Genomic DNA, 25,886 nt, shown 5'->3' with positions numbered 1-25,886 from the left:
AAGCACTGAACACGTTACCTGTCCCACGGGAGAAGCCAAGCGCAGGCCTCGATGCGTGTACAGAGTGTGGTCGGTCCTCGCTACCCGGCGCTAGCCGCTGTACGGACTGCGTAGAAAGCTGAGACGCGACGGAGTGCCGCCAACCGAGGCCCTCTCAGTTGGGTTGGTGTGTCATCGTGTACTGATTCAGTCGGACAGTGTCGATAGTCACTATATTGCAGCGTTTCAGGGATTGTGCCATCGTATTATGTCTCCACAGCGACTGGGAGGCTCAATCGACCCGATCTCGGGAGCCAGCACGGCCCTCTCTTGTGGCGTGTCTGGCGAGCAGGCCAGCGGTCGTGAGCCAGAGCGCGACTTCGAGGAAGAATGATGGACTCCAGAGGTAGTACACGAAGAACGACCCCGGCGGGAGCGCCAGTGGGTCCGTCGGAGTAAGAACAGGCCAAAGCAGAAAGACCGCGTCGCCGGGGCGGCCGTTGAGAACGACGTGGACGGTGTCAAGGAGGAGATGTAACGCCCATCCAGCTGCCGCCGACAGTCCTGTCCGGCCCGAGAGAGCCAGCGGGAGCGCAACGACCACGAGCAGTGCAGAGTGGCCGATTGAATGATAGAGGGCGGTGACACCGACCGATGCTAGCGGCCTGTCTACCACGTCCGGAAAGGCGGTCCCGACCACAAGCCACAGCGGCGACAACCGCGACACACGTCCCAGAAGCGCGGCCGCGAGCAGGTGTGTCGGGAAGAGCATACCAAGATATAGGGACAGAGACGTATCAACGCTGCCGGTCGAACCACTCCCGAGGAAGTCGACCGCTAGCGACGAGGAAGTCACGGAGGAACACCATCAGCGACGGTGCAATGACGACCGGTGTGAGTCTGAAGACTAGTCCCGTCGGCGCGGTAGGGACGAGCGCGGCGGTAATAAACGCCATCTGGACGCCGGCGAGATACTTCCCGAGGTTGCTGTCAGGCCGCTCGAAGACGGGCCGGTTTCGGTAGCGCCGCCAGCGAATCCCGGCGACGTAGACGTAGCGAGCAGCCGACAGTGAGAGGTACAGGGCGGGGAGCTGGCCCCAGAGGACTGCGACAAGCGGTGCAACCACGAACCCGAAAGTGTCGAAAGCCATGTCTAACCGCGTGCCCAGCTGGGTCTGTTTGCCGACGGTTCGGGCGACGGTGCCATCGAGCCTATCGAGTACGACCCCAGCGCCGTAGCAGGCCGCTGGGACCCAGACGAGCTCGGTCGTCACCGGCACCACGAGAAAGCCAGCGACGACGGCATAAAGCCCGCCGCGAAGTAGCGTCACGGTGTTTGCAATCCCAAAGGTGTAGCGCCAGGGGTCACCGGTAGCCGGCGTGACACTGACCGTTCGGCCGACGTACCAGAGCTGTCCGGCCCAGCAACAGCCTGCGACGACCGCCGGGTGGAACAGCCAATGGGTCATCGCGTCTGCGGGGAACAGCACGCCGACAATCCCGGCGATAACGAACCCGCCGATCACCGAAAGTTCGACGGGGATTGCACCGTCACCGTGTTGCTCGGCCATCGACACCTCCCCGCTGCCTGTCAGCCGCCACAGTAGCACAGTTCATCGCAACAGCGCAACGAGGACCGCCAGCAGGACAAGCTGTGCGACCTTGTCGACCGCACCCAGTGTCCCGATATCAGTCGGGAACGATTTCGGCCCGGCGGCGAAATTGACGTAGTACCACAGCAGAATCTGGACGAGCGTGAACGGAACGCCGACGGCGTAGACGAGGCGACGGCGAATACCCAGGCCGACCAGCGCGACACCGCCCAGAAACCCAAGCCCCGCGAGGATGAAGCTGATACCCAGACCGGACGGGGCCAGCCTGATACCGAGCAGGAGGTGTATCGCCGCCGAGACCAGTGCCGCCACGATACCGAGCCAGTGTCGGCTGTCCAGCGAAGCTACGTCGAGTGAACGTCCCTGTGTCTCCGTCGCGGTCATGTTTTCGATTCGGGTTTCAGTCACATAATTATACTGCCAATTGCACCGGTTACCGCTCGAAATCCGGCTGTTGAAGCGCCTCGATGCGGGCACACGTCTCTGTGTCGAGTCGCCGCCCAGCTGCGACGAGGTTTTCGACGATATGAGACGGTGTCGTACTGGACGGAATCGGAACAACCCCCTGTGTGACGTTCCACGCCAGCACCACACCGGCCGAGGAAAGGCCGTATTCGTCTGCGATATCCGTCAGGACAGGCTCGTCGAGCAATCCGGGAGCCGACAGCGGCGAGTGGGCCACGACTCTGATGCCTCGCTCGTGACAGTACTCGACGATGTCTGTCCGTGGCTGGTACGGGTGGCGTTCGATCTGGACGAGTGCCGGCCTGATAGTCCCCGTATCGATAACGGTCTCCAGCTGTGTCTGCGAGACGTTACAGAGGCCGAGCGTGCGCGCCCACCCCTGTTCGTGGAGGGTCTCCAGATTCTCCCAGGCGCGCCGGAGCGGAATCGAGTCCGTCTCGATGTCGCCCCCGTCATCCTCGGGGAAGGTCAACGCCTCCTGACGCGCGACCGGTTTCTCGGCCAGTCGTTCCAGTGGCCCGCGGTGTGCCCACGCCTCGGGCCAGTGCAGCGCGTAGCAGTCGAAGGCGTCGATACCGAGTTCGTCGAGACTGCCCCGACAGGCCGTCACCATGTGCTCCCGGCTGTGGTTCGTGCGCCAGACCTTCCCGAGCAGGAACACCCGATGCCGGTCGGGTGCGCCCGGAGCGGCAAGGATACGACCGATACGGTGTTCATTGCCGTACAGTTCGGCGCTGTCGAGCAGTCGGTAGCCAGCGTCGAGGGCCGCCGCGATGGAGTCCGCGCGGTCGACGTACGTTCCGTCACGGTAGCGGGAACAGCCGAATCCGACAGGCGGCAGTCGAATCGCTCCCGCACGTCCACTGCTTCGGGCGCTGTCTGGGGTGACAGTCGGCGCTGGCGGCGGGGCGGCCGACACTCCGTGGTCGGACACGACCGTCGGCTCACCCGTCTCCGCAGCCGTCTCAGTCGCATTACAGACTGCAACGACGTGGGCACCACGGCGGCCAGTCTCCCGGGCCGGAGACCCACGGGTGACACTGGCCGCAAGCGACTCGACAGGGTCGAGATAGCGGTACGGTTGCGTGGGGTGCTGGGCGGGAGCATCGATGTATTCGCGACCAGATCGGCCGTAGCGAACGGCTTCGTGGCTGTCTGCCATTGCGCCGGTCCCACGGAGGTATACTGACCCATCGTCGCCGTGGAGTTCGAGTCCGTAGAACTCTCGGCTCCGGTGTGGCGCGTAGAAGCTCGCGGTCAGCCGGACTGTCAGTCCCCCGTCAAACGAAAGCATCGCCTCGACATGACTCGGGACCGATGGCCGCTTTGGCTCCCGGTCAGGCCAGCTATCGAGTGCAGTCGCGGACTGGACAGATTTGACAGGACCGAACCACGACACCAGCAAAGCAAGCGGGTAGACGCCGCCGTCGTACAGCGGCCCGATAGAGAGAAACGAATCGGGGCGGTCGTGCCACTCGGTCACGCGGCCGACGTGGGCGTGGGCATAGCCCAGCTGAACGGGTCCCATGCGACCGTCGGCGAGCAATCGTCCGGCACGACGCTGCGACGGCGCATCGGGCGTCCCCGGGGCACAGCCCAGCGCCAAGTCCTTATCACTGGCTAGGGCCAGTAGCTCCGCGGCCGCCGTCTCTTCCAGCGCCAGCGGCTTCTGCGAGTAAACGTGTCGCTCTGCTTCGAGCGCCGTTCTGGTCACCGGTGCGTGGGCGGGGTGGTTCGTCAGGTTCACGACCAGCGGCGCGTCAACAGCAGTGAGCGCGGTATCGAGGTCGGTAAACGCCGGACAATCGTGCGCTGCGGCGAGTGACGCAGCCCGGTCTTCGTCGAGGTCGCAGACGCCCGCCAGCGAGAGTGGGCTGTCTGCCAGTCCGTCCGCGTACTCCGCCGCGATACTGCCCGCTCCGACGAACAGACACTGCACACTCCAATGGGGGCGTCCACACATATATATTATATCGCCGGTGGGACTTTAGTCGCCGCCACCGAATACCGGACGTGACAGAACCGGGGATGAGCCGGCTAGGCACGGCGTACTTGCGAGCGGTGCAGGCGCTGGGCCAGCGGATTCCGTACGGAACGACCATTTATGAACGCGACTGGGACGTACTCGTCGTCCTCGACGCCTGTCGAGCGGACCTGCTACAGACGGTTGCCTCCGATAGCGAGTTGTTCGACACCGTCTCGACGGTCCGCTCGGTCGGGAGTTCGTCCTCGGAGTGGCTCGAAAACACGTTCCCCGGGCATCCAGAGACAGCCCACACCGTTATGATCACCGGCAACACGTGGACTGACCGGTATCTGGATGCCGACGCCTTCGCTGCGCTGGACGAGGTCTGGAAGTACGCGTGGGACGAGGACCTGAACACCGTCCCGGCTGAAGCTGTAACCGACCGTGCCATCGCACTGGCCCGGCGGCTGAACCCCGAGCGGCTGGTCGTCCACTACATGCAACCACATCACCCGTTTGTCCCCGACCCGCTTGACAGCGACGACGGGCTGGCCCGCACTGGACACCACAGCAACACGGCAAATCCGTGGGTCGCGCTCCGCCGTGGCGAGGTCTCGCCGGACCGCGTCTGGGACGCATACGAGGCGAACCTCCGATACGTCCTCCGCGAAGTCGAAGCGCTGGCGGAAAACGTCGACGGTCACCTCGCCGTCACCGCCGACCACGGTAATCTGTTCGGGGAGTGGGGGCTGTACGGCCATCCGATGCACACGCCAGTACCAGCCTTACTAGCGGTGCCGTGGGCCGAGACCGACGGCGTCGACGGCGGGGGACGCGAGCCAGATCTGCATCCGCCCGAACCGCTTCCAGTGTCGCGTGTCTACGGTACCGAGAGCGACAGAGGCCGGCTGGAGTCACTCGGGTATTTGTAGTCAATCGGAGATACTTTTTAGTCAGAGAAAGCCTGGATAGGAGACGTGTATTCCCGGAGCCGTCGCCACGTCCGGAAGAGTTGGCATCGAAACATCGGCACCGGCCGCCCACGTCTCCAAGAGACAGTGTAATGTCCGCCAGAACGCTGTACTTTACCGGTGCGGAATCAGTCAGAGTCGACGAGGAGGCGGTGCCTGATCCCGGCCCATCGCAGGTCCGTGTCCGAACAGAACTCTCGGGAATCAGTCCCGGAACGGAGCTGTTGGTGTACCGCGGTGAGGTCGATTCGGAACTCGCGACCGACGAGACAATCGACGCCTTAGGTGGGACGTTCTCGTATCCACTGCAGTACGGCTACGCCGCAGTCGGCCGCGTCACCGCCATCGGTGACGAAGTCGACAACGACTGGCTCGACCGTCGTGTGTTCGCGTTTAATCCACACGAGAGCCACTTTCTCGCCGAGCCGTCGTCGCTCATTCCCACGACGTTACCCCCGGAACAGGCGGTGTTCATGCCGAACGTTGAGGCGGCCGTTAACTTCGTCATGGACGCTCGGCCGCGTATCGGCGCTCGGGTGGTCGTCTTCGGCCAGGGACCGGTCGGACTGTTGACGACTGGACTTCTGGCTGATTTTCCGTTAGCGTCACTCGTGACAGTCGACCCCTGTGAAAGCCGTCGCCGGCTCTCGGAAGCGCTCGGGGCAGACCGCTCGGTCACGCCCGGAGATCTCGGCGATGTCGACGCCGACATCACGTTCGAACTCTCGGGGAACCCGCCTGCCCTCGACAGGGCTATCGACGCCACCGGCTACGCGGGCCAGGTCATCGTCGGGTCGTGGTACGGCTCGAAAGGCGTGTCACTGGACCTCGGACACCACTTCCATCGGAGCCACATCCGCGTTCGCAGCAGCCAGGTGAGCCGTATCGACCCGGACCACGCCGACCGCTGGGACAAGGACCGCCGACTGGACGTTGTCCGGTCGTGGCTGCGCGACACCGACCTCTCGGCGCTGTTGACACACGAGATCGACATCGAGCGTGCAGGCGAGGCATATCAACTGCTGGCGAACCGGCCAGACGACGCCGTGCAAGTAGTGTTGACGTACAACTGACACCCGTGATTTAGGTGTGTCCCGGCCGTCTGTTCGGGCATGTACGCGACGACGGTCCGGACCGAGTTCGTGGCACAGCACTACCTCACTGTCCCGGACCCGGGCCCCGAAGGTGACCCGCATTCACACCACTACCGGGTCGAACTGTGTTTCCGCGGTCCCGAACTCAACGAGTTCGACTACATCGTCGATATAGACAACGCCGAGGCAGCCTTGTCGTCACTCGCTGACCGCTATCAGGACACACTGCTCAACGACCTCCCAGAGTTCGAGGGGTATAATCCCAGCGTGGAACGGTTTGCCCGTGTCATCTTCGAGCGCGTCATTGCGCGTGTCACCGACGAGACGGTCACTGAACTATCGGTCACCGTCTGGGAGGACGAGGACGCCGCTGCGAGTTACGACGCCGCCGTATGAGAGTCGGCCTGACCCTGTACGGGAGCCTCGACGAGCAGTCGGGCGGGTTTCGCTACGATAGAAAACTCATCGAGGGACTTCGAGCGGCCGGCGACACTGTCGAATGTATCCAGCTCCCCTGGCGGAACTACCACCGTGGGCTGCTCGACAACGGGTCGCGCAAGCTCCGACGACAACTGGACGTAGATGTCGACATCATGTTACAGGACGAACTCGCACACCCGTCGCTTGTTCACACGAACCGCACCCTCCCCTACCCGGTTGTCAGCATCGTCCACCATCTGCGGGCAAGCGAGCCGCGTCGACTCGCCCCGCTGTACCGCGCGGTAGAGCGTCGTTACCTCGGGACGGTCCACAGAGTTGTCTGTAACAGCGCCACCACCCGACGTGTCGTTTCGGACCTTGGCGTCGACCCCGCCGACACCGTCGTCGCACCGCCGGCCGGAGACCGATTCGCGCCGGAAATCGACCGAGCCGCGGTTGCGGAACGGGCTACTACCGAGCCGCTGCGAGTGGTTTTCGTCGGAAACATCACACCTCGAAAGGGGTTGGATACGCTCGTCGATGGCGTGGCGGGCGCTGACGCCGACATCGACCTCACCGTAGTCGGTCGGGCCGTCGACGGCAGTCACGTCGATGCAGTCCGGGACCGTATCCGAGACCACGGTCTGAATGACCGCGTAGCGTTCACGGGCCGACTGGCGGAGGACGAGCTACAGCGCACGCTCCGGTCGAGCCACGTCTTGGCGGTCCCGTCCCGGTACGAGGGGTTCGGCATCGTCTATCTGGAGGGGATGAGCTTTGGCCTCCCAGCGCTGGCCACCCGGGCTGGCGGGGCGAGCGACGTCGTAACCGACGGCGAAACGGGGGCACTCGTCGACCCGGACGACTCTGCAGCCGTCGCTCGCGAGTTGGAGCGGTTCGCCACCGACCGCGACCGCTTGGCCGAGATGGGGTGGGCCGCGAGACAGAGCTACGAGGCGCATCCGGACTGGGAAGAGACGGTCGGGCGGGTACGCAGCCTGCTGTCTGCCATCGTCCAGCCTGCGGAGGGACTAGCATGACGAAGTCGTTCCAGCGATATCTCCGGGCAAAACGGACAGTCGACGACCGCGCGCTGGACCGCCGGCTGGTCAAGCTGCTCCGCGAGCAGTTGGCTGACCGGGCAGCCGACAGCGACGGGCCGCTACGCGTCCTCGAAATCGGGGCTGGTATCGGCACGATGCTCACCCGGTTCCTCGACTGGGACGTGCTTCCTGCCGGCGAAGTCCATTACACTGCAGTCGATATCCAGTCGGAGAACGTGGCTCACTTGCCAGACCACATCCGGGACTGGGCCGCTGACCGGCAGACATCTGTGAGAGACGGACCGCTCGTCCTGGCCAGCGAAAACCGACGGATCGAGATTGAGACGGTGCAAGCCGAGGCGGTGGCGCACGCGACGGCCGCTGACAGCGAGTACGACCTCCTCATCGGGGCTGCCCTGCTCGATATTCTCGACCGGCAGGAGCTGCCGACATTGCTCGAACCGCTCGCGCCGGGTGGCCTGTATTACTTCCCGCTCACATTTGACGGGGCAACTCGCTTCCAGCCGAGCCATCCAGCCGACCGGACGGTCGAACGGCTCTATCACGAGCACATGGACGGGAAGCAGGGCGGTGACAGCCGCGCCGGTAGCGACGTACTCGGTCGGCTTCAGCGCCTCGACGGCACAGCGCTTTCAGCGGTTGCCGGGTCGGACTGGATTGTCCGACCGATCGACGGGAGCTATCCGGCCGACGAAGCCTACTTCCTCCGATACATTCTCGACACTATCGAGGATGCAGTCGGCGAGGTGGCTGATCGCGACTTCGAGGGACTCGACGACTGGCTGGCGGGTCGGCGTGAGCAGGTCGCTGCAGCTGAGTTGCTGTACCACACACACCAACTGGATTTCCTGGGCCGTATCGTCACCCGTCGGTCTTCCGGCGAATCATGGCCGTCGCCTCGTATGAAATAACCAGTTCGTCGTCCTGATTGAGCCCTTCGTGACGAGTGGTGAGGTATCCTCGACTTGGGTCACTGTCGGAGGGTCGCTTGTCGGTGATTTCAGTTCGTAATCGGAGCGTATCACCGGGTTGGAGCGGTAGATGCCAGCGGAGATTGTCGACACCGACGCCGGCCTGTGTTGCGATGTCCTCGCTGGTCTCGACGTTGAGACGCATACAGATTGCGGCTGTCTGCCAGCCAGACGCGACTAGCCCACCGAACACCGAGTCCTTCGCTGCCTCCTCGTCAGTGTGGAACGGTTGCGGATCGTACTTCTCGCCGAAGTCCACGATCTCAGATTTCGACACTGTGTATCCATCCGATTCTCGCACGTCACCGACCGAAATATCCTCGTAAAACTGCATACGATTATCAAGATGACGGACAAATAAAAATCCGACGTGGACGGCCCTGGCAAAGGCTGAGTTTGTACGTGTAAACAGATGGCGCTGGGTACATGTAGATTAGACATCCATCTTAAGATATATATTGTAGTTGTAACATAGATACACTGTCGACATGCCCTCCAGCAGCCGTACACTCCTCTCGGCGACCAGTGAAGAGTGGCGCTTAGCACACGAAGACCTCCATATCAGAAATGACTCAGATGCCAAGCATGATGTGTACATAGAGATATACGATGACGAAGAGTGTTGTCATACAGCACACTATCAGCTTCTGTCAGGCCAGTCGGGTTGTTCGGTCAACTTACTACGGAATGGCTGCTACAAGGTGACGGCCGTTCTCGACGGGCAGCAGGAGTCCACCGCTGCTGTCACAGTCTCTGATGAGCCTGAACAAACTATTTTCATCCAGATTCAAAACGACAGGATAACCATTGAACAGGGAGTGACTCCCTCGTGTCCCTGAACAAACGTGCCGTCTCGGCCTGCTTGAGAACCTCCCGTGCTGAAGCAGGGATTCCCACGTTGGGACAGTAGGGTTCAAGCACGACCTGTTTTTGTGGGCAACCTCTGCCCGTAGGGCTGTAGGGTTGCCAGTCAGTAATCTACTAGACCACACGCTACAGCGAGTGCGAGAGGCTTGTTTAGAGACCTGATTTACGCTCTGGCCAATGTTTGCGTTGTCTTGTGGCGGAACTACTGTACACATCATTCTGTGCAATACGCATCGCTGGTCCGGTCAGACACATCGGCTCAGCGGGGAGCGACGCCGAGATATGGCACAGCGATACTGAGACCACCAGTCAGTAGGCAGTGAACTAACCACCACGGCGTATGCAGAAGACACATTCAGAAACTACGCATGCGATTCAATTCGCTCGAACAGTGTTTCAACCTGGTCGACGAACCACTGCGCACTGCGGTTGCGAGGCCGAGATTCCGCCACAGAAACCGTCGCTCGAACGCGCCCCGGCGTGCCGGACATGATGACAATTCTGTCCGAGAGCGCAACGGCCTCCTCAATGTCATGGGTTACGAACAACACGGTTTTGTCGGTGCCACGCCAGATTTCGAGCAGTTCGCGTTGGAGTTGGCGGCGTGTCTGCATATCCACGCTGCCAAACGGCTCGTCCAACAAGAGGATATCTGGGTCCACAGCGAGTGCGCGTGCAAGACCGACGCGCTGTTTCATACCGCCTGAGAGTTCCTTCGGGTATGCATCTGCAAAGTCAGACAGTCCAATAACATAGAGCAGTTCTTGGACTCGCTCCTGCCGCTCAGCAGCTGGCACTCCCTGCTCCACCAATCCGAAGGCGACGTTTTCCCGGACTGTCAGCCACGGGAACAGGTGGTACTCCTGAAACACCGTTCCCCGATTCGGGTCAGGACCTTGAACCGGCTTCCCCGCGACTGTGATGTCACCGTCCGTTGGCGATTCCAGTCCACTGACAAGCCTGAGCAGTGTTGTCTTCCCGCAGCCTGACGGGCCGACCACAGTGACGAACTCGCCAGATGAGACACTCAGCGACACGTCACGGAGGGCTGTAGTACTTCTGCCGTCCCTCTTGTACTGCTTGGCGACCCCGTCGATGGCGATTACGGTATCCGTACTGTCCCTCATTGTTGCCAGTCGAGGAGGTGGGCACGGACTCGCCGGACGCCCCAGTCGCTGAGCAGGAACACCACACTAATCACCAGCATATACGCGATGCTACGCGCCATCGCGAGGTTATTTGCGCTCGTGATAATTTCGTACCCGACACCGGGCGCGCCGAACAACTCGGCTGCAATCACCATCATCCAGCACTGGCCGACGCTCGTACGGACTCCGGTCAGAATCCCCGGTAACGCATCTGGAATGACGACCCGCCACAGCAGCCGGCGATTGCTATCGACACCCAGCGTCGTAGCGACCTCGATTAGCTCGTTCGAGGCGTTCTCTACCCCCTCGTACGCATTATAGAACGTAATCCAAAATGCACCGATGAACACAATAAAGGCCGCACCGGTGTGACCGAGTCCAAGCCAGATGATGGCGAACACGATCCACGCCAATGGTGGAATCGGCCGGAGTACCCGCACGATGGGTGTGAGGGCGGCGTCAATGACCAGACTCCACCCCATGCCGATGCCAAGTAGACCGCCAGCCACAATGCCAACGGCGACACCGGGAACGTAGTGGAGGAGACTCTCACTGAGATGAACAAGTAATTCGCCGCTAACCAGCTCCGTCCACAGCGCGCCCGCCACCTCGCTGGGAGTCGGCAACAGGTACGACGGAACTTCACGGCCCCCCGCCCACCAGACTGCCAGAAATCCAGCAGTTCCCACAGATCCATACCACAGACGTGTCAGATTCCATTCTCGGCCGAACGCAGTCGTAGTTGTCGGCTGAGAGCGGATGCCGGATGAGTCCGCTACTGGGTCAAATTCGGTGGCCATCCTATTCGGCGATGTCGTCGTAGAGTGACTGCTCGAAGAGTTTGTCGGTAGACACTCCGCTTTCGATCTGGCCGAGTTCCTCCATCTGCGCAGCGAAAAGCTGCGTACTCTCTGTAATCTGTGCCGGGTCGCTGATGTAGTTCGACGCCTTCGACCTGAGGGCTTTCCGAGCAATCTTCGTCGGGAGTTTGTCGCCTTTGGCCTTACTCACGGCCTCCGCAGCGATAGCCGGCTGTTCCTGAATGGTTTCAGTGGCACGCGAATGTTGGGTAATTACAGACTTCGCGATGTCCGGGTGATCGTCCCAGAGGCGGTCGTGCATGAACATGATGCCGCCAGGCTGGCCTGACATGAACGAGCCAGCCCACGTAATGCGCTCAAAGGGTGCGCCTCTCTGTTCAAGCGCAGTTGGGATGGGTTCCATAATGACAGTGCCATCGACGTTCCCGGAGAGCAGCGAGCGTTTGACGGGGCTACCACCCGCCATCGGCTCGATGTCAACAAGATCCGGGGAGATTCCGAGTTCCTCGCGGAGCCAATAGTGGAGAAGAATAAACGCGACACTGCCTTTTGGGAAGGTGCTGAACTTGAATTTCCGCCCGTTTTTCTCACGGAAGACCCGGAAAGCGTCGGCACCGTGTTCATCCCAGAGAGCAGCAAAGTCTTCGTGAGCGAATACGACAAACCCGTTCTTGTGATTGGCCGCTGTGACTTTCCCCGGGACATCCTTACTCTTCATCTTAATCGCAGGGGTGATGCCCATGAAAGCGAGGTCGATGTCCCCGTCGGAGTACGCTGAAACGATGGTGAGACCCTCGTTAGCGAAGTTCGTCGCCTCGATGTCGGGATCCAGTTGTTCAAAGTACCCTTCCTGATTCATCACGTGGTACTGGAGGAACGGGAACGGTGGCTTGAATGCAACGCTGAGGGTATCCATGGAGTTGCCACTGAGCAGAGATGTACACCCAGAGAGGCCGGTAAGTGTGCTTGCGCCGACTGCTGCACCAGCTTTCGCGAGGAAACGTCGTCTACTCTGGAGACGTGTTTCGGCGGACCGACTCGAATTATTAGGGCAGCCTAAATTAGGCATGCCTAAAATGAGAGGACAGCAATTAATATAATCTTTCCTTCCAACCGAGAATAACATACAACCACGCCAAGTGTAGACGCATCTCTACGAGGGGGCAGCGCTGATACCCCTCCAGCTACACCCGGAACCTATGGCACGGGTAAGTGCAAACCAGCCATCAGCGACAGAGATATACTCGCGTATTCGCGGGACCTGCCGCTAACAGGTTCTGGCGCAGGGCCGCAGTCCGTCGATCGAAGTACGCTACGGAGTGACGCGGTTGATCCCTTTCTCACCGGTCTTGAACAGGTCGTGACGAAACCCTCGACCGGCCGGTGGACGGAGTGTCCTCGCTTCCCTTACTCCTCTGGCCGGTCGATAGCATTCTGGGTCTCACTGCTGCTGCTGAGTTGCCACACGAGAATTCCGATCGAGACGAACGCGATTGCAGCCGTAACGATGTACCCGGCAGTACTGATAGTAAACAGCCGATCTGGAAAGAGCGCAAGCAAAATGAGCAGGCCCATGGTCGAAAGACTAGTCACCGAGGGGACAATCGTGAGCCAAAATTGTCGCGCGACACTGCCCATATGCCGCCTTTCGCCTCCAAGTAGTATGTATCTTGCCAGCCAGAGACGCACCCCGGCTGTACTGTTTGAACGGCGTGCACCAACTCAACAGAAAGTACGGGACAACTGTTAGCCTTGAAGCTACGAGCTTTTGATGCGATCTATCGAAAGCTATCGCTGCTGTTACCGACGATCCTCTGGCCTCGCGTTTCAGCGGTAGCCCGTTCGGCTACACCTGTGTACCATCCGATACGGGCGGCTGGCCACGGGGTGGATTATACGGCCGACATAGCAACACGGCTGATCGGGTCGGCTGTCACGTAGTCTTCGCAACCGAGCGTGCAACACGTAGTAACGTGCTGTTGTCGGCTGTGTCGGCAGGGAACCTGCTCACATAATATGTGGTGCCATTTACCGACCAACTAATCCGTACCGTTCTGTTCGTCTGCGTTTGTCTTGCTTCGTACTCACCCACTTGCACGGGCGTTCCTGTGGTCGTGTTCTGTGTCCCGTTGAGAATGCCAATCCTGTAGTGTGTGTCAGTGCCTGTAGACTCATACCTGAGCATCGCTACCTCCGGATCAGTTGAGCGGTGCGATGCGACTTCTAACTCGAATTCTGCCGGCATGTCCGGGTTCGGAACCGGAAGTGAAGCAGCGTCGTCCAGCGCCGCTCGTGACTCGTAGGTATTGAACTGGACCTGTTGTGCATCATCCGGAACCTCTTGTGGTTCGAGTTGGAACGTTCCAGGTTCGAACGCCGGATTGAACGTCACATTCCGATATGTGACTATGTATTCGTAGTCATCACCGTTGGCAACGAACGCCGTCTGTCGCTTGATCGGAAACAGGAACTCAGTATCTAGCCACAGCGTCTGTGACTGTAACGACATATCTTCACTGGCCGGGGCTATCTCTAACCGATAGGCTTCTCGTCCAGCAATCGTTTCTGTGCCGTTGTATACGACTGTCACGTTCCCGCCACGATACGCAGATGAACTGTTTTCTCCGGACTCGTCTTCTTGTGGCACTACCGGCAGGGGCGAAATGCCTGGGGTCGACGTCGGCTGCGAGACAGGGCGGTTACTTTTCGCAGCGGCGAGAAGTTCTGGATACGTCGTCCCTGTACCGCTATCGGTGGTCTGGAACGACATTCGGTGGAGTTCATTTGACTCTGGATCATAGGACACGAGCGTTGACCCGTTTGCAATAATAAATCCGCCTTCACCAACCCGCGGAGGCCTTGTCTCCTCTGCTCTAGTAACCGATATCACCCGCTCAAAGTACGCAAATGAGTGAACTCGTTCCCGCTTTTGAGTGACAATTGTTGTTGTTTTGTCGTTCCGGGTTCGGACTGTCGTTACTGTCGCGTTGACTGTATCTAGCGATGCGTAGCGGTCTGTTGCCTCATCCTCTGACGGTAGCTCCGAATGACCGCTGGACGAACTCCCGATTGCACTGCATCCGCTCGCTGTGACCAGTACCACAACAACAAGTACACGCACAACCCCTCGCAAACTGAATAGCTTCCTCGCAAACCGATACATCTGTTAGGATACGGTACTGCTTGGATGAATATAAAATACGGTTTCACGGGCTGATTGTGGTGTTGTTTCGAATACGACGCTCGCCGCGAGTACAGTCACACCACTGTCAAGGATTTCGAACAGTAGAGTCCACAATACAACCTTGTCGGCGTCCCAAGCAGCCGAAACGACAGGCCCGTCAAACTCATAGCTGATCCGATAGTAGGCTGTGAAAAGCGGTCGGCTTTGGAGGCGTAGTTCAGGCGAACGGGTCAGTACAACAGACTCAGGCCCCGTCCATATCGCCAATCGCTCCAGCCATACCAAGAAGCATTAATCCGTACCCAGCGAGGCCGGCGGGGATTGATGCCTGCAGAAGCAAATACCCAGTAAATGCTCCGACGCCGCCGATAATACCCCCTCGTTTCCTCGTCGACCGATTCGGCTCCCCACGGGAAAGAGAGAGCCACTGCTGTTTATGTGCCAGAATCATTGACGTTACCGCACCGTACAGTGGGAGAAGCGAAAGTATGACCAGGTGGTCCGATGTGGCGAACGCTACTGCAAGAACTGTGATTAGTAGTCCAACGCCTGCTGAAATAGCGTATCGGAGGGCGGTGCGCATACAGTAAGTCACGGCTCCCGGATCAAGTACGATGCGAAATCTGCAGCCACACGACTGTGGAGGCCCTCTATTAGCCGATTCGTGCAACGAGATTTTTGGCTTCCAGACTGTTGAGCGTACGACTAACAGTTATTTTCGAGAGTTCTGTCCGGGTGACGATCTCGCTCTGTGGCAAGACATCGTCAATGTCGAGTACCGCCCCAATGCCTCACTAGTCCGAAGGCCTTCGTCGGATCGTTCCTAGAAGACGCATACCCGTCAGGAACGGTGAATAGAGTGTTCTAAGAAAACCATAGCACGCCGAACGAGTCACCTTTGACTTTCCGGAACAGGTGGCCTCTCACTGGCTAAAGGAAAGCCCCGTGGATACGACCGGCCCGGGACCCACCCAACGTGAGAAGCCGAGGAAAAGCAGTACCGGGGTCAACTGTGCCGGTGTCCGGATCAGTTCCTGTGCGGACACGTCGCGATACTCACCGGTGCCGATGTACTCAGCCACGAACTCTTCGATCTGTGAGAACAGCAACGCCGCGATGGTCACAGCGAGGCCAGCTGAGACGTTCCGTGGATAAATTGGGGGCCAATTCGAATAGAGGTGAAAACTACCGCGTTTCTCCCGGAGCTCATGTAATGGCTCGTGCTGTCCGGGACGTCCCGGAGACCTCTGCTCAGCGAACAGGGCTTTCGTCGCTGCGATGATGACTGAAAATGCGGCCTCAGCTATGTAGACAACAAGTAATAGCCATAGGTCCCAGCCCCAGGCAGTGACTCCGACAAGCGGAATACAGTTCGCAAAGACTATACTCAGACCGCGGACGAAAGTCGGGAACCGCTGGGTCATGATTGGAGGCACTCAAGTCGTTACACCTGAATAACAAACATACTTCAAATTCGATATCACGGCTAAACTGAACCCGTATGTCCTTTGCCAGTACGGTACGGAGAGGCCGTCGAGAAGAAAAGGTATCGCCGTTCGGGTGTTCTCTGTTACATCAGTCACTCCCTAATCAGTTAGTGTGCGGATTGACGCCGCACTATGTCGACCTTTCAGAATTACATACCCGAATCGCTGATTGCTTTTTGTAAGCTCCGGGCCGTGTGTGGAGCCCCATTTTTAGGCGGGTGCGCCTCTTATACTGGTCGGTCCGGGGCAGTTGCCGGGTCTGATACTCTGGGTAAGACATTTTTATACTGCGGTCAAACATTGACCAGATGTCAGAACCGCCCTCCAGTAGTTCAACGAACTTTGTCAGTACAGAGACCAAGATCACAGCGGTCTTTATTATACTCGCTCTCGTGGCGGTATTCGGTACAACAACTGTTACTGACAGTCAATGGATTCATTTCGCTGTGCTACTCGGCGTTGGCGTCATCATACCGACACTCATCAACGAGTGGCGTAACTGATTGGACCACACACGCGGCACGCACTATTTCAGTGCGGTGAGGTTTTTACCTAATACGATCACGTGTGGCAGTAGTCCGGATAGCTCATTGCACACCCAGAGAATTACGCAGATTTGGCAGGCATAGGTAGCTTCGCATGGCGAGTTGGGCCGGAGAACGTTACTCGTTGAGTACTTCAACGTCAGTCTTCGAGTGCCAACGGTACCGTCGCCTTCCTCAGACAAATGTGTCCCGGGCAAAAGCATACAGCCCCAGGGGGACAGCGGCCGCAAGTGCTGGTACCGGTAGCAGTAGCGAAACTCGTCGAACCCCGAAGCTGGCGCTGGCACCGGCTGTCAGTGCTGTTAGCATCACTGCGAGGAGTGGAGAGAAGACACAGCCGCGCAGAGAACACCGACCACTACTAGTGGGAGAGGAACCAAGGACGACGAGATGGAACCGGCTGACTTTCTAGAAGACGCCACGGTCACTGTTGCTGACGAGGTGTATGCCGTCTGCCGGACGGCCCACCCAGACCCGGACGCGTTCGCGATGGTGCAGGACGAGACAGAGACCACCGTCATCGTCGACCAGACCAGCACAACCGTGGATGAGGCCGCTTCCGTGGAACGTGGCTGGAAGCGACTGACCTTCGATGTGGAACTCCCGTTCGAACTGGTCGGGTTCCTCGCAGTGGTTGCGTCGGCCCTGGCCGACGCCGACGTCTCTGTGTTCGTCGTCTCGGCGTATTCGACGGACCACGTACTAGTCAAACAGTCGGACCTCGAAACGGCGCTTCAGACGCTTGACGACCTGGGGTGTAGGGTTCAAACACGACAGGCCACCTGTTGAAGCGTATCTAGCGAAGTGCTGAACGCTTGCCAAAGACACGCAGAAAGCGGGAAATGACGACCCTTAGTGATCCTACGGACCAGATACAAACGTCCCGGCCACACAGGAATCCGCCACCGAGCCGATGGCAGAGAGGGGACCGATGACGGCCTCAACGCCTGCACCAGCGTATATACGCTGACTGACGCTGGGACATAGCTGGTCCAGTCCTGTGTAGAGACGTTTGCAAAACGCTGCGACTCCATTTTACCGACGGTGTTCAACGGGACAACAGTACTATGCAAGCGGAGTAGTGCGACAGGCCCTTGCCCGCTCGTTTGGAGGGAAAATGGTGGCCCACAATGGGCAATTGTGGCCCACCGTGCTGCTATGTCAGAGGCACGGCTGGGTTCCGGACCCGAGAAACCCTACCAGACGACCAGCAATCAGGGGTGATTGAAGCGGGGACCAGAACCCATTCGAGTGCAATAACCGCCTGACAAATAGACTTTGTTGATACATGGTATCAAATAGCATGAGTCAATCACTCTCGGATACCAGCCAGCCTGCCACAATTCCGGTGTTTCTATCGGTGCCCTCACTTGTACGTCGCACAACCCTGTCCCCACCATGTACATCAACGGAGCGGTCAGTTGCTGAGGGTGGTAGCACCGGGATGCACTGAGCCAGCGGGCATCATTGGTGTCGACGACAGAGTTTAGCACCGACAGAGTCGATAGAACGGCCGAATCAAGGGGAGTAGACAGGGCACGGAATCAACGTAGTTCTGAGTCGAATGCGGAGAACCACGTGTTATATTCCTCGCTGCCTGCCGAGTTCTGGACCACTTACTAATAAATCCAGGTAGACACTGACACGCCTGCACAGCCACTACCGATCAGGCAACAACAGTGTGGGGGATATGGTGTGGTGCCAGGGGGCAGCAGCGTGCAACACACCATTGGAAGTCGTCATCCACGACAACGGGTTCTGGACCCGAGCCAGTCGATGAATTGGGGGCGATCCAGAGGGAAGTGGAGCGGGGACCAGAACCCAACCAATCATTATATGATTAGTATTAAAATACTTGTGGACTGTATTGACAGTCTGTTCTCTAGATAACTGCTAGAAACTCACTGTCTAGCTATCAGGAGGCAGCGGGTGACTGACCGTCGGCCACTGAGATCGTCGTCATGACGACCACCGTCAACGAGGCGCTATTACTGGGTTTCGATGAACTTCTCAGGTCAGCGGCGATTATGCACGGGAACTGGCAGGGAGAATCAGGCTTGTTTGACCTCACGTACGGCGATGTTTCGAACGGTCCGTCAGCCGACACAGGTGCGGCATGTCACCGTCAACGATTGTCCTTCGAAGCTGTTCTCGACTTCGGATGGTTTGGCGAGGGGATCCTCCAACGGCGTACGCTTACCGTCTCAAAATTCCCGGGATGCTGGCGTGAAACTGATGCGACGGGACGATAATTTATACCTCGTGGTTCCGTGCCTCGTCTCAGCGCGTCCATTGTCCCAGTCACCGTTCCTGGGTCAAGTAGGGCTGGCTACGGTGGCCGCCACCGTCTTGCTGTCATCTGGTGGACCTGCTCTCACCGCGGCTTGAAGACGTGAACCGGCCAGTCGGTTTCGTAGTCGAGCGCTACCTCTCTCTCTGTAGCCGTCGGCTCGCGCACCGTGAGTTCGACCGGGTCACCGATGGAGACATCGGTATAGTCGGCGGCGACGCGTCCGAGGAGGCGGCCACCGTCCGCGAGTTCCACGACGGCGACCGTGTATGGTGCGTCTTCCGCGAATGCCGGCGGTGGCGTGTGAACCGCCGTGTACGAGAAGATCTGGCCCTCGGGTGCCTGCGGTTCGACATCGACGGCGCGGCTGCCGCAGGCGTAGCAAGCCGGCCGCGGCGGCAACAGCACCTGTCCACAGTCCGCACAGACCCCGCCCAATAGCTCCCCGTCTGCAAGGGCGTCGAAGAACCCCGGCAGTGTCCGCGGGTCAGTCGCGTCGAGGTCGTCGTCACTCATTGTGCCTCCGCCGTCGTGAGCACGTGACCGACGGTGACAGCGTCAGCGACGCCACCCTCGTTGAGCAACAGGGCCGTCTCGGCCCCTTCGACTGCTCGGTCACCTGCGGCTCCGGTGAGCTGCTCGTAGGCTTCGAGCGCCTGCAGGAGTCCAGTCGCACCGATGGGGTGGCCGCGAGCCTTCAGCCCGCCGCTCGGACTCAACTGTACGTCCGTCCAGCCGTCAGCCCGCTCCGCCGGCGGCTGATAGCTCTGATAGCCCGTGCCTGCGGGCGCGAAGCCGGCAGCTTCCGCGAGGAGCGCCTCGCAGACGGTGAACGCGTCGTGAACCTCTGCGATGTCGACAGCCGCGGCGTCGATGCCTGCCTCCTCGTAGGCCGTCTCGGCAGCAATGCGAGCGCCCGCGATATCGGTCATGTTCCGCTCGGCGACCGCGATGTTGTTCGCAGCGGCCCCGCTGCCCGCAACGCGCACCTGCGGCCGGTCGAGGTCTGCCGCTCGTTCGGCGGTCGTCACGAGAACAGCGGCGGCACCGTCGCCGACCGGCGCACAATCGTAGAGCTTCAGCGGCGGGGCAACCGGGTCCGATTCCAGCACAGTCGCCACGTCGATCTCCTTCGGGAACTGCGCCCGAGGGTTGTGAGCGGCGTTGGCGTGGTTCTTCACCGCGATCTCGGCAAGGTCCCGTTCCGTGGCGTCGGTCTCGTGGAGGTAGCGCTGGCCAAGCAGTGCGTACTGGCTGGGTGCGGTGATTCCGGAGCGCTGCTCGGTGGCGCGGTCGAACGCCGCCGACAGCGCGTCCGTCGCGCCGCTTGTGCCCGCGGACGTCATCTTTTCGACACCGCAGGCGAGCACGGCCTCGTGCTCACCGTTGCGGACATCCTTGACTGCGTGGCGCAGCGCGAGCGCGCCCGCGGCGGCACACCCTTCGACCCGCTCGGCGGGGATATACCGAAGGCCGGCCCACTCCGCCAGCAGCGTCCCGTACATGATCTGGTGTTCGTAACTCTCCGATTGGTTGCCGACGTACACCGCCTCGACGATGTCGGCAGGGTCGGGCAGTTCGTCGAACGCCTCCGCGAGAGCGACCGAGAACAGGTCGCGGCCCGGGAGGTCCGTGCGGCCGAGCGGTGAGGCACCGACCGATGCAATGACTGGCTGTGGCATCCGTGCCTCCCATATCTCAACGTTGTTAGTTAACAGTTCACATTTTTACGGTACCAGAACTGTTTGCCGTCGAACCACACAACCGTTTTTAACGGCTGGTAGAGAACGAGCGATATGGAGACGACAGAGGCGGAGCTTCTCGGCGTGCAGATGACACTTGTCGGATTGTTTCTGGTCATATTCTTCGACGGAGTCTTTCCGTATCCGACTGTAGGACTGATGTTCGGTGCTCTGGGAACGACTGTTTTCCTGATGGCGCTGCTTTCTGATACGTGGCCCTGACAGCTACGTCCCCGTACTGAGTAATCGATCACGCTGACTGAGCGAAGACCGTCGAATAGCCACAGCTGTATGTCATTTCGGTACGTGTCTACATCGCACGGTCGTACCGGTACGCAACCATCTATGCCTCTCCCGGACCCCGTCCAGTTCTACGAGTGTGGGTCCGCCCCAGCGAACTCCGTCGTCCCGCTTGTCGCCGTCAGGCTGTTGACGTTCGGTCAGCTCCGACTGAGCTACAGATACGCCTACTGGGAAGGGTAAAATGACTCGGAACTCCAGACTCATATATATCGATATTAGCAAACAATAGTTATATATAGATTGTGTAGGTAATAGACCACGGAATGGTTCGAATACCAGACATTTGCCGTCGAACTGTGCTGAAGAGTGCGTCTGCCGCCGCTGTGGGGTCCATCGTGGGCACTGCCGCTGGCAGAGAAAACGATCACGACAGCACCGAGCCGCCTATCGCTTCCACACCGATCCTTGCTGCACACCGTGGCTATCGCGGTCTGTATCCGCAAAACACCATTGCTGCTGTCCAACAGGCAGCGTACGGCGGTCGTAGCGGTCAGGGATACGACACCGACATGATGGAGTGTGACCTCGTCCCTGCAGGCGGGAAACCCTGGAAGGGCGAGGACTTCGAAATCGTTGTATTCCACGATGATAAGCTGGACGACCTGACAGACGAATCCGGGTACGTCTGGGAGACCGATGTGCAGACCGTTCTAGACGCCGAAATCCGCGACAGCGGGGAGACGATCCCCCGTCTAGACGAGTTCGTCGAAGCCACTCCGGACAGCATCCCGCTCAACATCGAGTGGAAGGCCGCTGGAGTCTCTCCCGACGATGACGCGTCAGAATCGTCCGTTGAGACCTGGGACCCGTTTACCGAACAGGCGCTTGACGTGCTCTCCACTCACGAGAACGATTTTATTGTTCAGTCGTTCCAGAAGGCTGCACTGGCGTCCGTCAGAAACGCGAATGCCGATATTCCGATCGCGTACCTGCTCTGGGACTCCATCGAGGAGGGTCTGTCTGTCGTCCGTGATCTGGACGCGGAGTACATCCAGCCCCCATACAATATGATTATGAACACGCCCTTCTTCAACGAAGATTATTACCTCGAAGACCCTGGCTTTGCCGAGATTGATCTGGTCGAGACTGCCCACGAGGAGGGGCGGAAGGTAATCCCGTACACGATAACGACCTGGCATCAGGCGGAGAAACTGGTCGAGGCCGGTGTCGACGGAATCATCGCTGACTACCCCGGCGTGCTCGATTGATATCTGAGGCAGAGGCGCAGTGGGGACAGCTAACCGCTCGTTGTTCCCACCCTATCGCCCGTTCGCTACAATCGCTGCCAGCTCTGAAAGGTCGGCCACGACGTGGTCAGCACGCACCTCACTGTCGGCTAAGTCCGCGGTGCTGGTAACGCCAGTGAGTGGCAGGACCGTCTCCATTCCAGCCTGATTTCCCATTCTGATGTCTGTCTCAAGCCGGTCACCGATCATGAGGCAACGGTCGGGCTTTCCACCGACCCGTTCGAGCGCCATCTGCAGGATTACGTTGGACGGCTTCCCAATCAGCTGGTCCAACTCCTGCCCAGTCACTCCCTCTATCGCTCCGATCATCCCTGCAGCATCGGGAATCTCACCGTCATCTACAGGACACGTTCGATCCGGGTTGGTCGCAACGAAGAGCGCGTCGTTCTCAGTGAGTGCGATTAGCGCATCCTGTAGCGTCTCGTAATCAAACCCGAAATCGAGCGATGCGATCACGGTGCCTGCTCGCTCTGGGTCAGTCGTCGTCTTCAATCCAGCGGCGCGCAACTCCGCGACCAGGGCGTCCTCGCCGATAACGTAGATCTCACGCTCCGGATACTGCGCGGATAGATAGTCTGCTGCTGCCGTGGCGGACGTGATTATGTCATCACTGCTGCACTCAATGCCCAGCGCGTTCAGCTTCTCACAGTATGTCTCTCGGCGATCAATCGGCTTGTTCGTAACGAACAGGGTCGAAAGCCCCGCATTACGCACCGTTTGTATCCCTTCAGCGGCGTTTTCAACTAACGACTCCCCTCGGTATACTGTTCCGTCGAGATCGATAATGGCACTGGTGTACGTCATATAGAGGTCCTCCGTTTCGAACAGTAACGCATCGCAAAAGCTGCTGCTGACGAGTTCACAGGCGATTCCTTCGCCGCGGGGACCGCGGCGGCCCTCGCACCATTCCGATAGCTATGCCGGTTCATATCACTTGGAGGCTGATAACCACACCACCGATTCCGATCAACGACAGGTAGAGCGACTTTCGGACCACCGGCGCTAGCAGTGAGCGGTTGATACTCGTTGCAAACCCGATCTTCACGAGGATACTGGAGAGGGTTCCGGCCAGCACACCCTGTGCCGCGACCGCCGGCGATATCTGCCCAGTCGATGTCAGCGTCACCGCAGTCGTTGTCGTCGTGCCGCTCGAGACGATGCCGCTGAGGAAGCTCGTAATCAGGAAGCCAGCTGTTCCGAAGATACGCTGTGCGCCAGCGGTGAGAATCAAGACGGCAAGGAAGAGTAACCCGAATTTCAGCGCATTCGCGCTACTAAATGGCGAGTCGAAATCCAATTCCAGATCGCCCTCCCAGTTGCTATCGTAATATGCGAGTCCAACGCCGCTGATGGCGATCAGGCCGAGGGGGAGTCCAACGCTGACAGCCGACTCGGGGACGAACGCAACGATGATCGCTAAATTCCGGACCGCCATCGCCGCATCAGCTATCAGTATCGTTCCCACTGCAAGCTCTGTGATTCCCACGTTGTTCTTTGCACGGCCCGCGATTTCACCGATCACGGCCGTGGAGTTCACCAAACCACCGAAGAAGCCGGTGACAGCGATCCCCTTGCTGCCGTATCGTTGCATCACGATGTAGTTGACAAACCCGATCCCACTGACTGCGATCACGAGCATCCAGACCAGTTTCGGATCGATCGCATCCCACGGCCCGTACGTTCCGCCGGGCAGGAGCGGATACACGACAAATGAGATGATCGCAAACTCACCGGCGCTGCGTACTTCCTCTCGCGATAACTGGTTCGCAAACTCGTGAAGCTCCCTCCGAAGGACCAGCAGGAACGACGAGGTTATCCCAATGATGACGCCGATCAGGACGTGATTGGCACCAACCAAAATCCCGACCGCGTACGCGACAAGGAGTGAGGTCGACGTTGTCAGGGACAGGCCAGAGTCTAGCTCACTATCGTCGCCAGTCCACTGTGCGACTATACCCCGGACTCCGAGTAACCCTCCCTGTACGAGAACCAGAGCGCCGCCAGAAGCCAGTAGAATCGTCTCGTTTAGCGACATTGCCGCAGCCCCGACCAGGCTCGTCAGGGTAAACGTGCGGATGCCTGCTGACTTGTTAGCCCACTCTCGTTCGAGCCCGAGCAGCATCCCCAGCGCACCTGCGATGAAAAGGTGGAGTATCTCAGGATCGACAGTTATCCCCTCTATACCTCCGAAAACAGCCGTATTCGCGATTGCACTCATTACAGTCATCTTAGCTTTCAAGCGGTGGTTCCGTCATTTTTATATAGTCTATATACTACTATATTCTATATGGAGACAAATATACTGATGGGTAATAGGTGTTGGCCTTGAGGCTGGCCTGAATATCGATATGGTCTCTGTGAAGATCGAAAGCAGCTCTCGACCAGCGGTTAGTACCTAATAACTGTCATACCTTCTGTTTTGATACTGATTTTTGATTCTACGTCAGATAGGGCCAACAACTCGTTTCAAAGGCGACAGCGTTTTGTCAAAATTAAATATAAATACTTTTTAACCCAGATTTCGCATATGTCTGCGTCGACAATGAAACAGAACCCAGTTGACCGACGATCTGTGTTGAAAATTGGCGCTACTGCGCTCGCAGCGGGCGTTGCAGGCTGTTCTCAGGAGAGTAGTCAAAGCACCGAGACATCTGGCGGAGACGGCTCTGATGGCAGTGATGGGTCCAGTAGTGGCGACGGTAGTTCCGGACAGAGTAACAGCTACCCCGAGTTCGATCCGGCGAACCCGGAGTTCCCGCAGCTGATGCAGACGCTCATTGAGGCCGGGTTCGAGACGGGGTCCCTGCAGGACCTGAAGAACATGCAGGAGCGCGAGAAGCCTCGCTACGGTAACCCGGTCCAGAGTACGCCCGACAATGAAGACGAGCTGATTGACCCGGATCGCATCGCGTTTGCGATGACGCCGACAGAGGACCCGGCAGTCTATCGGGATACCATGCAGCCGCTGATGGACAACATCGCCGAGGAAACGGGGAAATCGGTCAAGTACTTCCCCCTCAACTCGTACGCGTCCCAGATTGAGGCGATGCGATCCGAACGCCTCCACGTCGCCGGATTCTCCACCGGGCCAACGCCGTTCGCTGTGAATCTGGCCGGAGCTGTCCCGTTCTCGCTCCAGATCTCGAAGGAGGGCGACTTCGGATATCGGCTGTGGCTCGCCACTCAGGCAGACAACGACGACATCTCCTCGCTGGAAGACCTCAAGGGCAAGCGTGTCGCACACGCTGAGCCGTCGTCCAACTCCGGGAACCTCGCTCCGCGTGCGCTGTTCTCGAACCAGGGCGTCACTCCGGGCGACGACTACGAAGTGAGTTACTCTGGCGGGCACGAACAGAGCATCCTCGGAGTGGCAAACGACGACTACGATGCTGCCCCCGTTTGTAGCACCTGTGTCACGCGTGTTGCCGAAGCGGATAACATCGATCCGACGAATCTCAAAGTTGTGTGGGCCAGCAATCCGTTCCCCACAACGAGCTTCTGTTACCGCTACAACCTGAAACCAGAAATTCAGGAAGGGATCAGAGCGGCGTTCCTCGATTACGACTACTCGGACACCAAGATCGCGGAGGTCTTCGGAGGTCGCGGAAAGTGGACGGAGATCGATTACGCCACAGTCTACGATATCATCCTCCAGATTCAGGAGAATAACGAGATCAAGTACAACACCGATAACATCGAAGGCTAAGAA

General features: G+C 59.1%; 26 protein-coding genes. 10 read left to right on the top strand and 16 right to left on the bottom strand.

Annotated features, from left to right (window positions below; genetic code table 11):
• Positions 1-271: 271 nt before the first annotated feature.
• From AMS69_RS09595 to AMS69_RS09580, 4 genes are read right to left on the bottom strand one after another with little or no spacing between them, the layout of a single operon-like run.
• A complete protein-coding gene (locus AMS69_RS09595) occupies positions 272-751 on the bottom strand; it encodes a hypothetical protein (RefSeq protein ID WP_053967825.1) in 480 nt (159 codons plus the stop codon).
• A 25-nt stretch (positions 752-776) separates the two neighbouring features.
• Positions 777-1,550, bottom strand: a complete 774-nt coding sequence (locus tag AMS69_RS09590) for a CDP-alcohol phosphatidyltransferase family protein (protein ID WP_053967878.1) — start codon at positions 1,548-1,550, stop codon at positions 777-779.
• A 42-nt stretch (positions 1,551-1,592) separates the two neighbouring features.
• Positions 1,593-1,976 carry a DUF7475 family protein gene (locus tag AMS69_RS09585; RefSeq protein ID WP_053967824.1) on the bottom strand — a complete coding sequence of 128 codons (384 nt, stop codon included), beginning with the start codon at positions 1,974-1,976 and terminating at the stop codon, positions 1,593-1,595.
• A 49-nt stretch (positions 1,977-2,025) separates the two neighbouring features.
• Positions 2,026-3,996 (bottom strand): aldo/keto reductase, encoded by a 1,971-nt coding sequence (locus AMS69_RS09580; RefSeq protein WP_053967823.1) that lies wholly within the window; start codon positions 3,994-3,996, stop codon positions 2,026-2,028.
• 89 nt (positions 3,997-4,085) lie between these two features.
• Here AMS69_RS09580 and AMS69_RS09575 point away from each other — a divergent pair, with 89 nt between their 5' ends.
• From AMS69_RS09575 to AMS69_RS09555, 5 genes are all read left to right on the top strand, one after another.
• Positions 4,086-4,955, top strand: coding sequence for a hypothetical protein (locus AMS69_RS09575; protein WP_053967877.1), 870 nt, complete (start codon positions 4,086-4,088; stop codon positions 4,953-4,955).
• 131 nt (positions 4,956-5,086) lie between these two features.
• Positions 5,087-6,067, top strand: coding sequence for a zinc-dependent alcohol dehydrogenase (locus tag AMS69_RS09570; protein WP_053967822.1), 981 nt, complete (start codon positions 5,087-5,089; stop codon positions 6,065-6,067).
• A 39-nt stretch (positions 6,068-6,106) separates the two neighbouring features.
• Positions 6,107-6,484 carry a 6-pyruvoyl trahydropterin synthase family protein gene (locus AMS69_RS09565; RefSeq protein WP_053967821.1) on the top strand — a complete coding sequence of 126 codons (378 nt, stop codon included), beginning with the start codon at positions 6,107-6,109 and terminating at the stop codon, positions 6,482-6,484.
• Positions 6,481-7,548: a glycosyltransferase family 4 protein gene (locus AMS69_RS09560; RefSeq protein ID WP_053967820.1), complete on the top strand. Its 1,068-nt coding sequence runs from the start codon at positions 6,481-6,483 to the stop codon at positions 7,546-7,548. Before AMS69_RS09565 ends, AMS69_RS09560 begins: the two co-directional genes overlap by 4 nt.
• On the top strand, positions 7,545-8,483 hold the full coding sequence (locus AMS69_RS09555; RefSeq protein WP_053967819.1) for a hypothetical protein: 939 nt from the start codon (positions 7,545-7,547) through the stop codon (positions 8,481-8,483). The genes AMS69_RS09560 and AMS69_RS09555 overlap by 4 nt, the downstream gene beginning before the upstream one ends.
• Here AMS69_RS09555 and AMS69_RS09550 read toward each other — a convergent pair.
• From AMS69_RS09550 to AMS69_RS09515, 8 genes are all read right to left on the bottom strand, one after another.
• Complete coding sequence (locus tag AMS69_RS09550) at positions 8,434-8,877, bottom strand: MaoC family dehydratase (RefSeq protein ID WP_053967818.1); 444 nt, start codon at positions 8,875-8,877, stop codon at positions 8,434-8,436. The genes AMS69_RS09555 and AMS69_RS09550 overlap by 50 nt on opposite strands.
• 895 nt (positions 8,878-9,772) lie before the next feature.
• Positions 9,773-10,537: an ABC transporter ATP-binding protein gene (locus AMS69_RS09540; protein WP_080508816.1), complete on the bottom strand. Its 765-nt coding sequence runs from the start codon at positions 10,535-10,537 to the stop codon at positions 9,773-9,775.
• The gene (locus AMS69_RS09535; RefSeq protein WP_202904532.1) at positions 10,534-11,247 is read right to left on the bottom strand and encodes an ABC transporter permease; all 714 of its coding nucleotides are present in this window, start codon (positions 11,245-11,247) and stop codon (positions 10,534-10,536) included. Before AMS69_RS09535 ends, AMS69_RS09540 begins: the two co-directional genes overlap by 4 nt.
• A 112-nt stretch (positions 11,248-11,359) precedes the next feature.
• Positions 11,360-12,295, bottom strand: a complete 936-nt coding sequence (locus AMS69_RS09530; RefSeq protein WP_053967815.1) for an ABC transporter substrate-binding protein — start codon at positions 12,293-12,295, stop codon at positions 11,360-11,362.
• A gap of 491 nt (positions 12,296-12,786) precedes the next feature.
• A complete protein-coding gene (locus AMS69_RS20145; RefSeq protein ID WP_155119947.1) occupies positions 12,787-12,954 on the bottom strand; it encodes a hypothetical protein in 168 nt (55 codons plus the stop codon).
• A gap of 358 nt (positions 12,955-13,312) precedes the next feature.
• Positions 13,313-14,026, bottom strand: coding sequence for a LolA family protein (locus AMS69_RS20855; RefSeq protein WP_238378370.1), 714 nt, complete (start codon positions 14,024-14,026; stop codon positions 13,313-13,315).
• A gap of 1,190 nt (positions 14,027-15,216) precedes the next feature.
• The gene (locus AMS69_RS20850; RefSeq protein ID WP_238378369.1) at positions 15,217-15,321 is read right to left on the bottom strand and encodes a MarR family transcriptional regulator; all 105 of its coding nucleotides are present in this window, start codon (positions 15,319-15,321) and stop codon (positions 15,217-15,219) included.
• A 165-nt stretch (positions 15,322-15,486) separates the two neighbouring features.
• A complete protein-coding gene (locus AMS69_RS09515) occupies positions 15,487-15,987 on the bottom strand; it encodes a DUF6498-containing protein (protein WP_053967812.1) in 501 nt (166 codons plus the stop codon).
• A gap of 998 nt (positions 15,988-16,985) precedes the next feature.
• Here AMS69_RS09515 and AMS69_RS09505 point away from each other — a divergent pair.
• Complete coding sequence (locus AMS69_RS09505; protein ID WP_053967810.1) at positions 16,986-17,384, top strand: ACT domain-containing protein; 399 nt, start codon at positions 16,986-16,988, stop codon at positions 17,382-17,384.
• Between the two features lie 1,585 nt (positions 17,385-18,969).
• Here the strand turns inward: AMS69_RS09505 and AMS69_RS09500 are convergent.
• A complete protein-coding gene (locus AMS69_RS09500; RefSeq protein WP_053967809.1) occupies positions 18,970-19,401 on the bottom strand; it encodes a Zn-ribbon domain-containing OB-fold protein in 432 nt (143 codons plus the stop codon).
• Positions 19,398-20,567, bottom strand: coding sequence for a thiolase C-terminal domain-containing protein (locus tag AMS69_RS09495; protein WP_053967808.1), 1,170 nt, complete (start codon positions 20,565-20,567; stop codon positions 19,398-19,400). The genes AMS69_RS09500 and AMS69_RS09495 overlap by 4 nt, the downstream gene beginning before the upstream one ends.
• A 114-nt stretch (positions 20,568-20,681) precedes the next feature.
• Between AMS69_RS09495 and AMS69_RS20140 the strand changes: the two genes are divergently transcribed.
• The 3 genes from AMS69_RS20140 to AMS69_RS09490 all read left to right on the top strand — a co-directional run bounded on the left by AMS69_RS20140 (position 20,682) and on the right by AMS69_RS09490 (position 22,138).
• Positions 20,682-20,849, top strand: a complete 168-nt coding sequence (locus tag AMS69_RS20140; RefSeq protein WP_155119946.1) for a hypothetical protein — start codon at positions 20,682-20,684, stop codon at positions 20,847-20,849.
• Positions 20,850-20,972: 123 nt separating this feature from the next.
• Positions 20,973-21,110 (top strand): hypothetical protein, encoded by a 138-nt coding sequence (locus tag AMS69_RS20135; RefSeq protein WP_155119945.1) that lies wholly within the window; start codon positions 20,973-20,975, stop codon positions 21,108-21,110.
• Positions 21,111-21,193: 83 nt separating this feature from the next.
• Entirely contained in the window at positions 21,194-22,138 is a 945-nt protein-coding gene (locus AMS69_RS09490) for a glycerophosphodiester phosphodiesterase (protein WP_238378368.1), read from the top strand.
• 51 nt (positions 22,139-22,189) lie between these two features.
• Here AMS69_RS09490 and AMS69_RS09485 read toward each other — a convergent pair whose 3' ends face one another.
• Both AMS69_RS09485 and AMS69_RS09480 read right to left on the bottom strand, forming a co-directional pair.
• Positions 22,190-22,981: an HAD-IIA family hydrolase gene (locus AMS69_RS09485; protein WP_053967806.1), complete on the bottom strand. Its 792-nt coding sequence runs from the start codon at positions 22,979-22,981 to the stop codon at positions 22,190-22,192.
• A gap of 121 nt (positions 22,982-23,102) precedes the next feature.
• Positions 23,103-24,404: an MgtC/SapB family protein gene (locus AMS69_RS09480; protein ID WP_202904531.1), complete on the bottom strand. Its 1,302-nt coding sequence runs from the start codon at positions 24,402-24,404 to the stop codon at positions 23,103-23,105.
• Between the two features lie 300 nt (positions 24,405-24,704).
• Between AMS69_RS09480 and phnD the strand changes: the two genes are divergently transcribed.
• Positions 24,705-25,883, top strand: a complete 1,179-nt coding sequence (phnD, locus tag AMS69_RS09475) for a phosphate/phosphite/phosphonate ABC transporter substrate-binding protein (protein WP_202904530.1) — start codon at positions 24,705-24,707, stop codon at positions 25,881-25,883.
• Positions 25,884-25,886 lie beyond the last annotated feature (3 nt).

Origin of the sequence: Haloarcula rubripromontorii (genome assembly GCF_001280425.1) — an archaeon.
In the GTDB taxonomy this organism is placed as follows: domain Archaea; phylum Halobacteriota; class Halobacteria; order Halobacteriales; family Haloarculaceae; genus Haloarcula; species Haloarcula rubripromontorii.
This window is presented reverse-complemented; position numbering and strand designations above follow the sequence as displayed.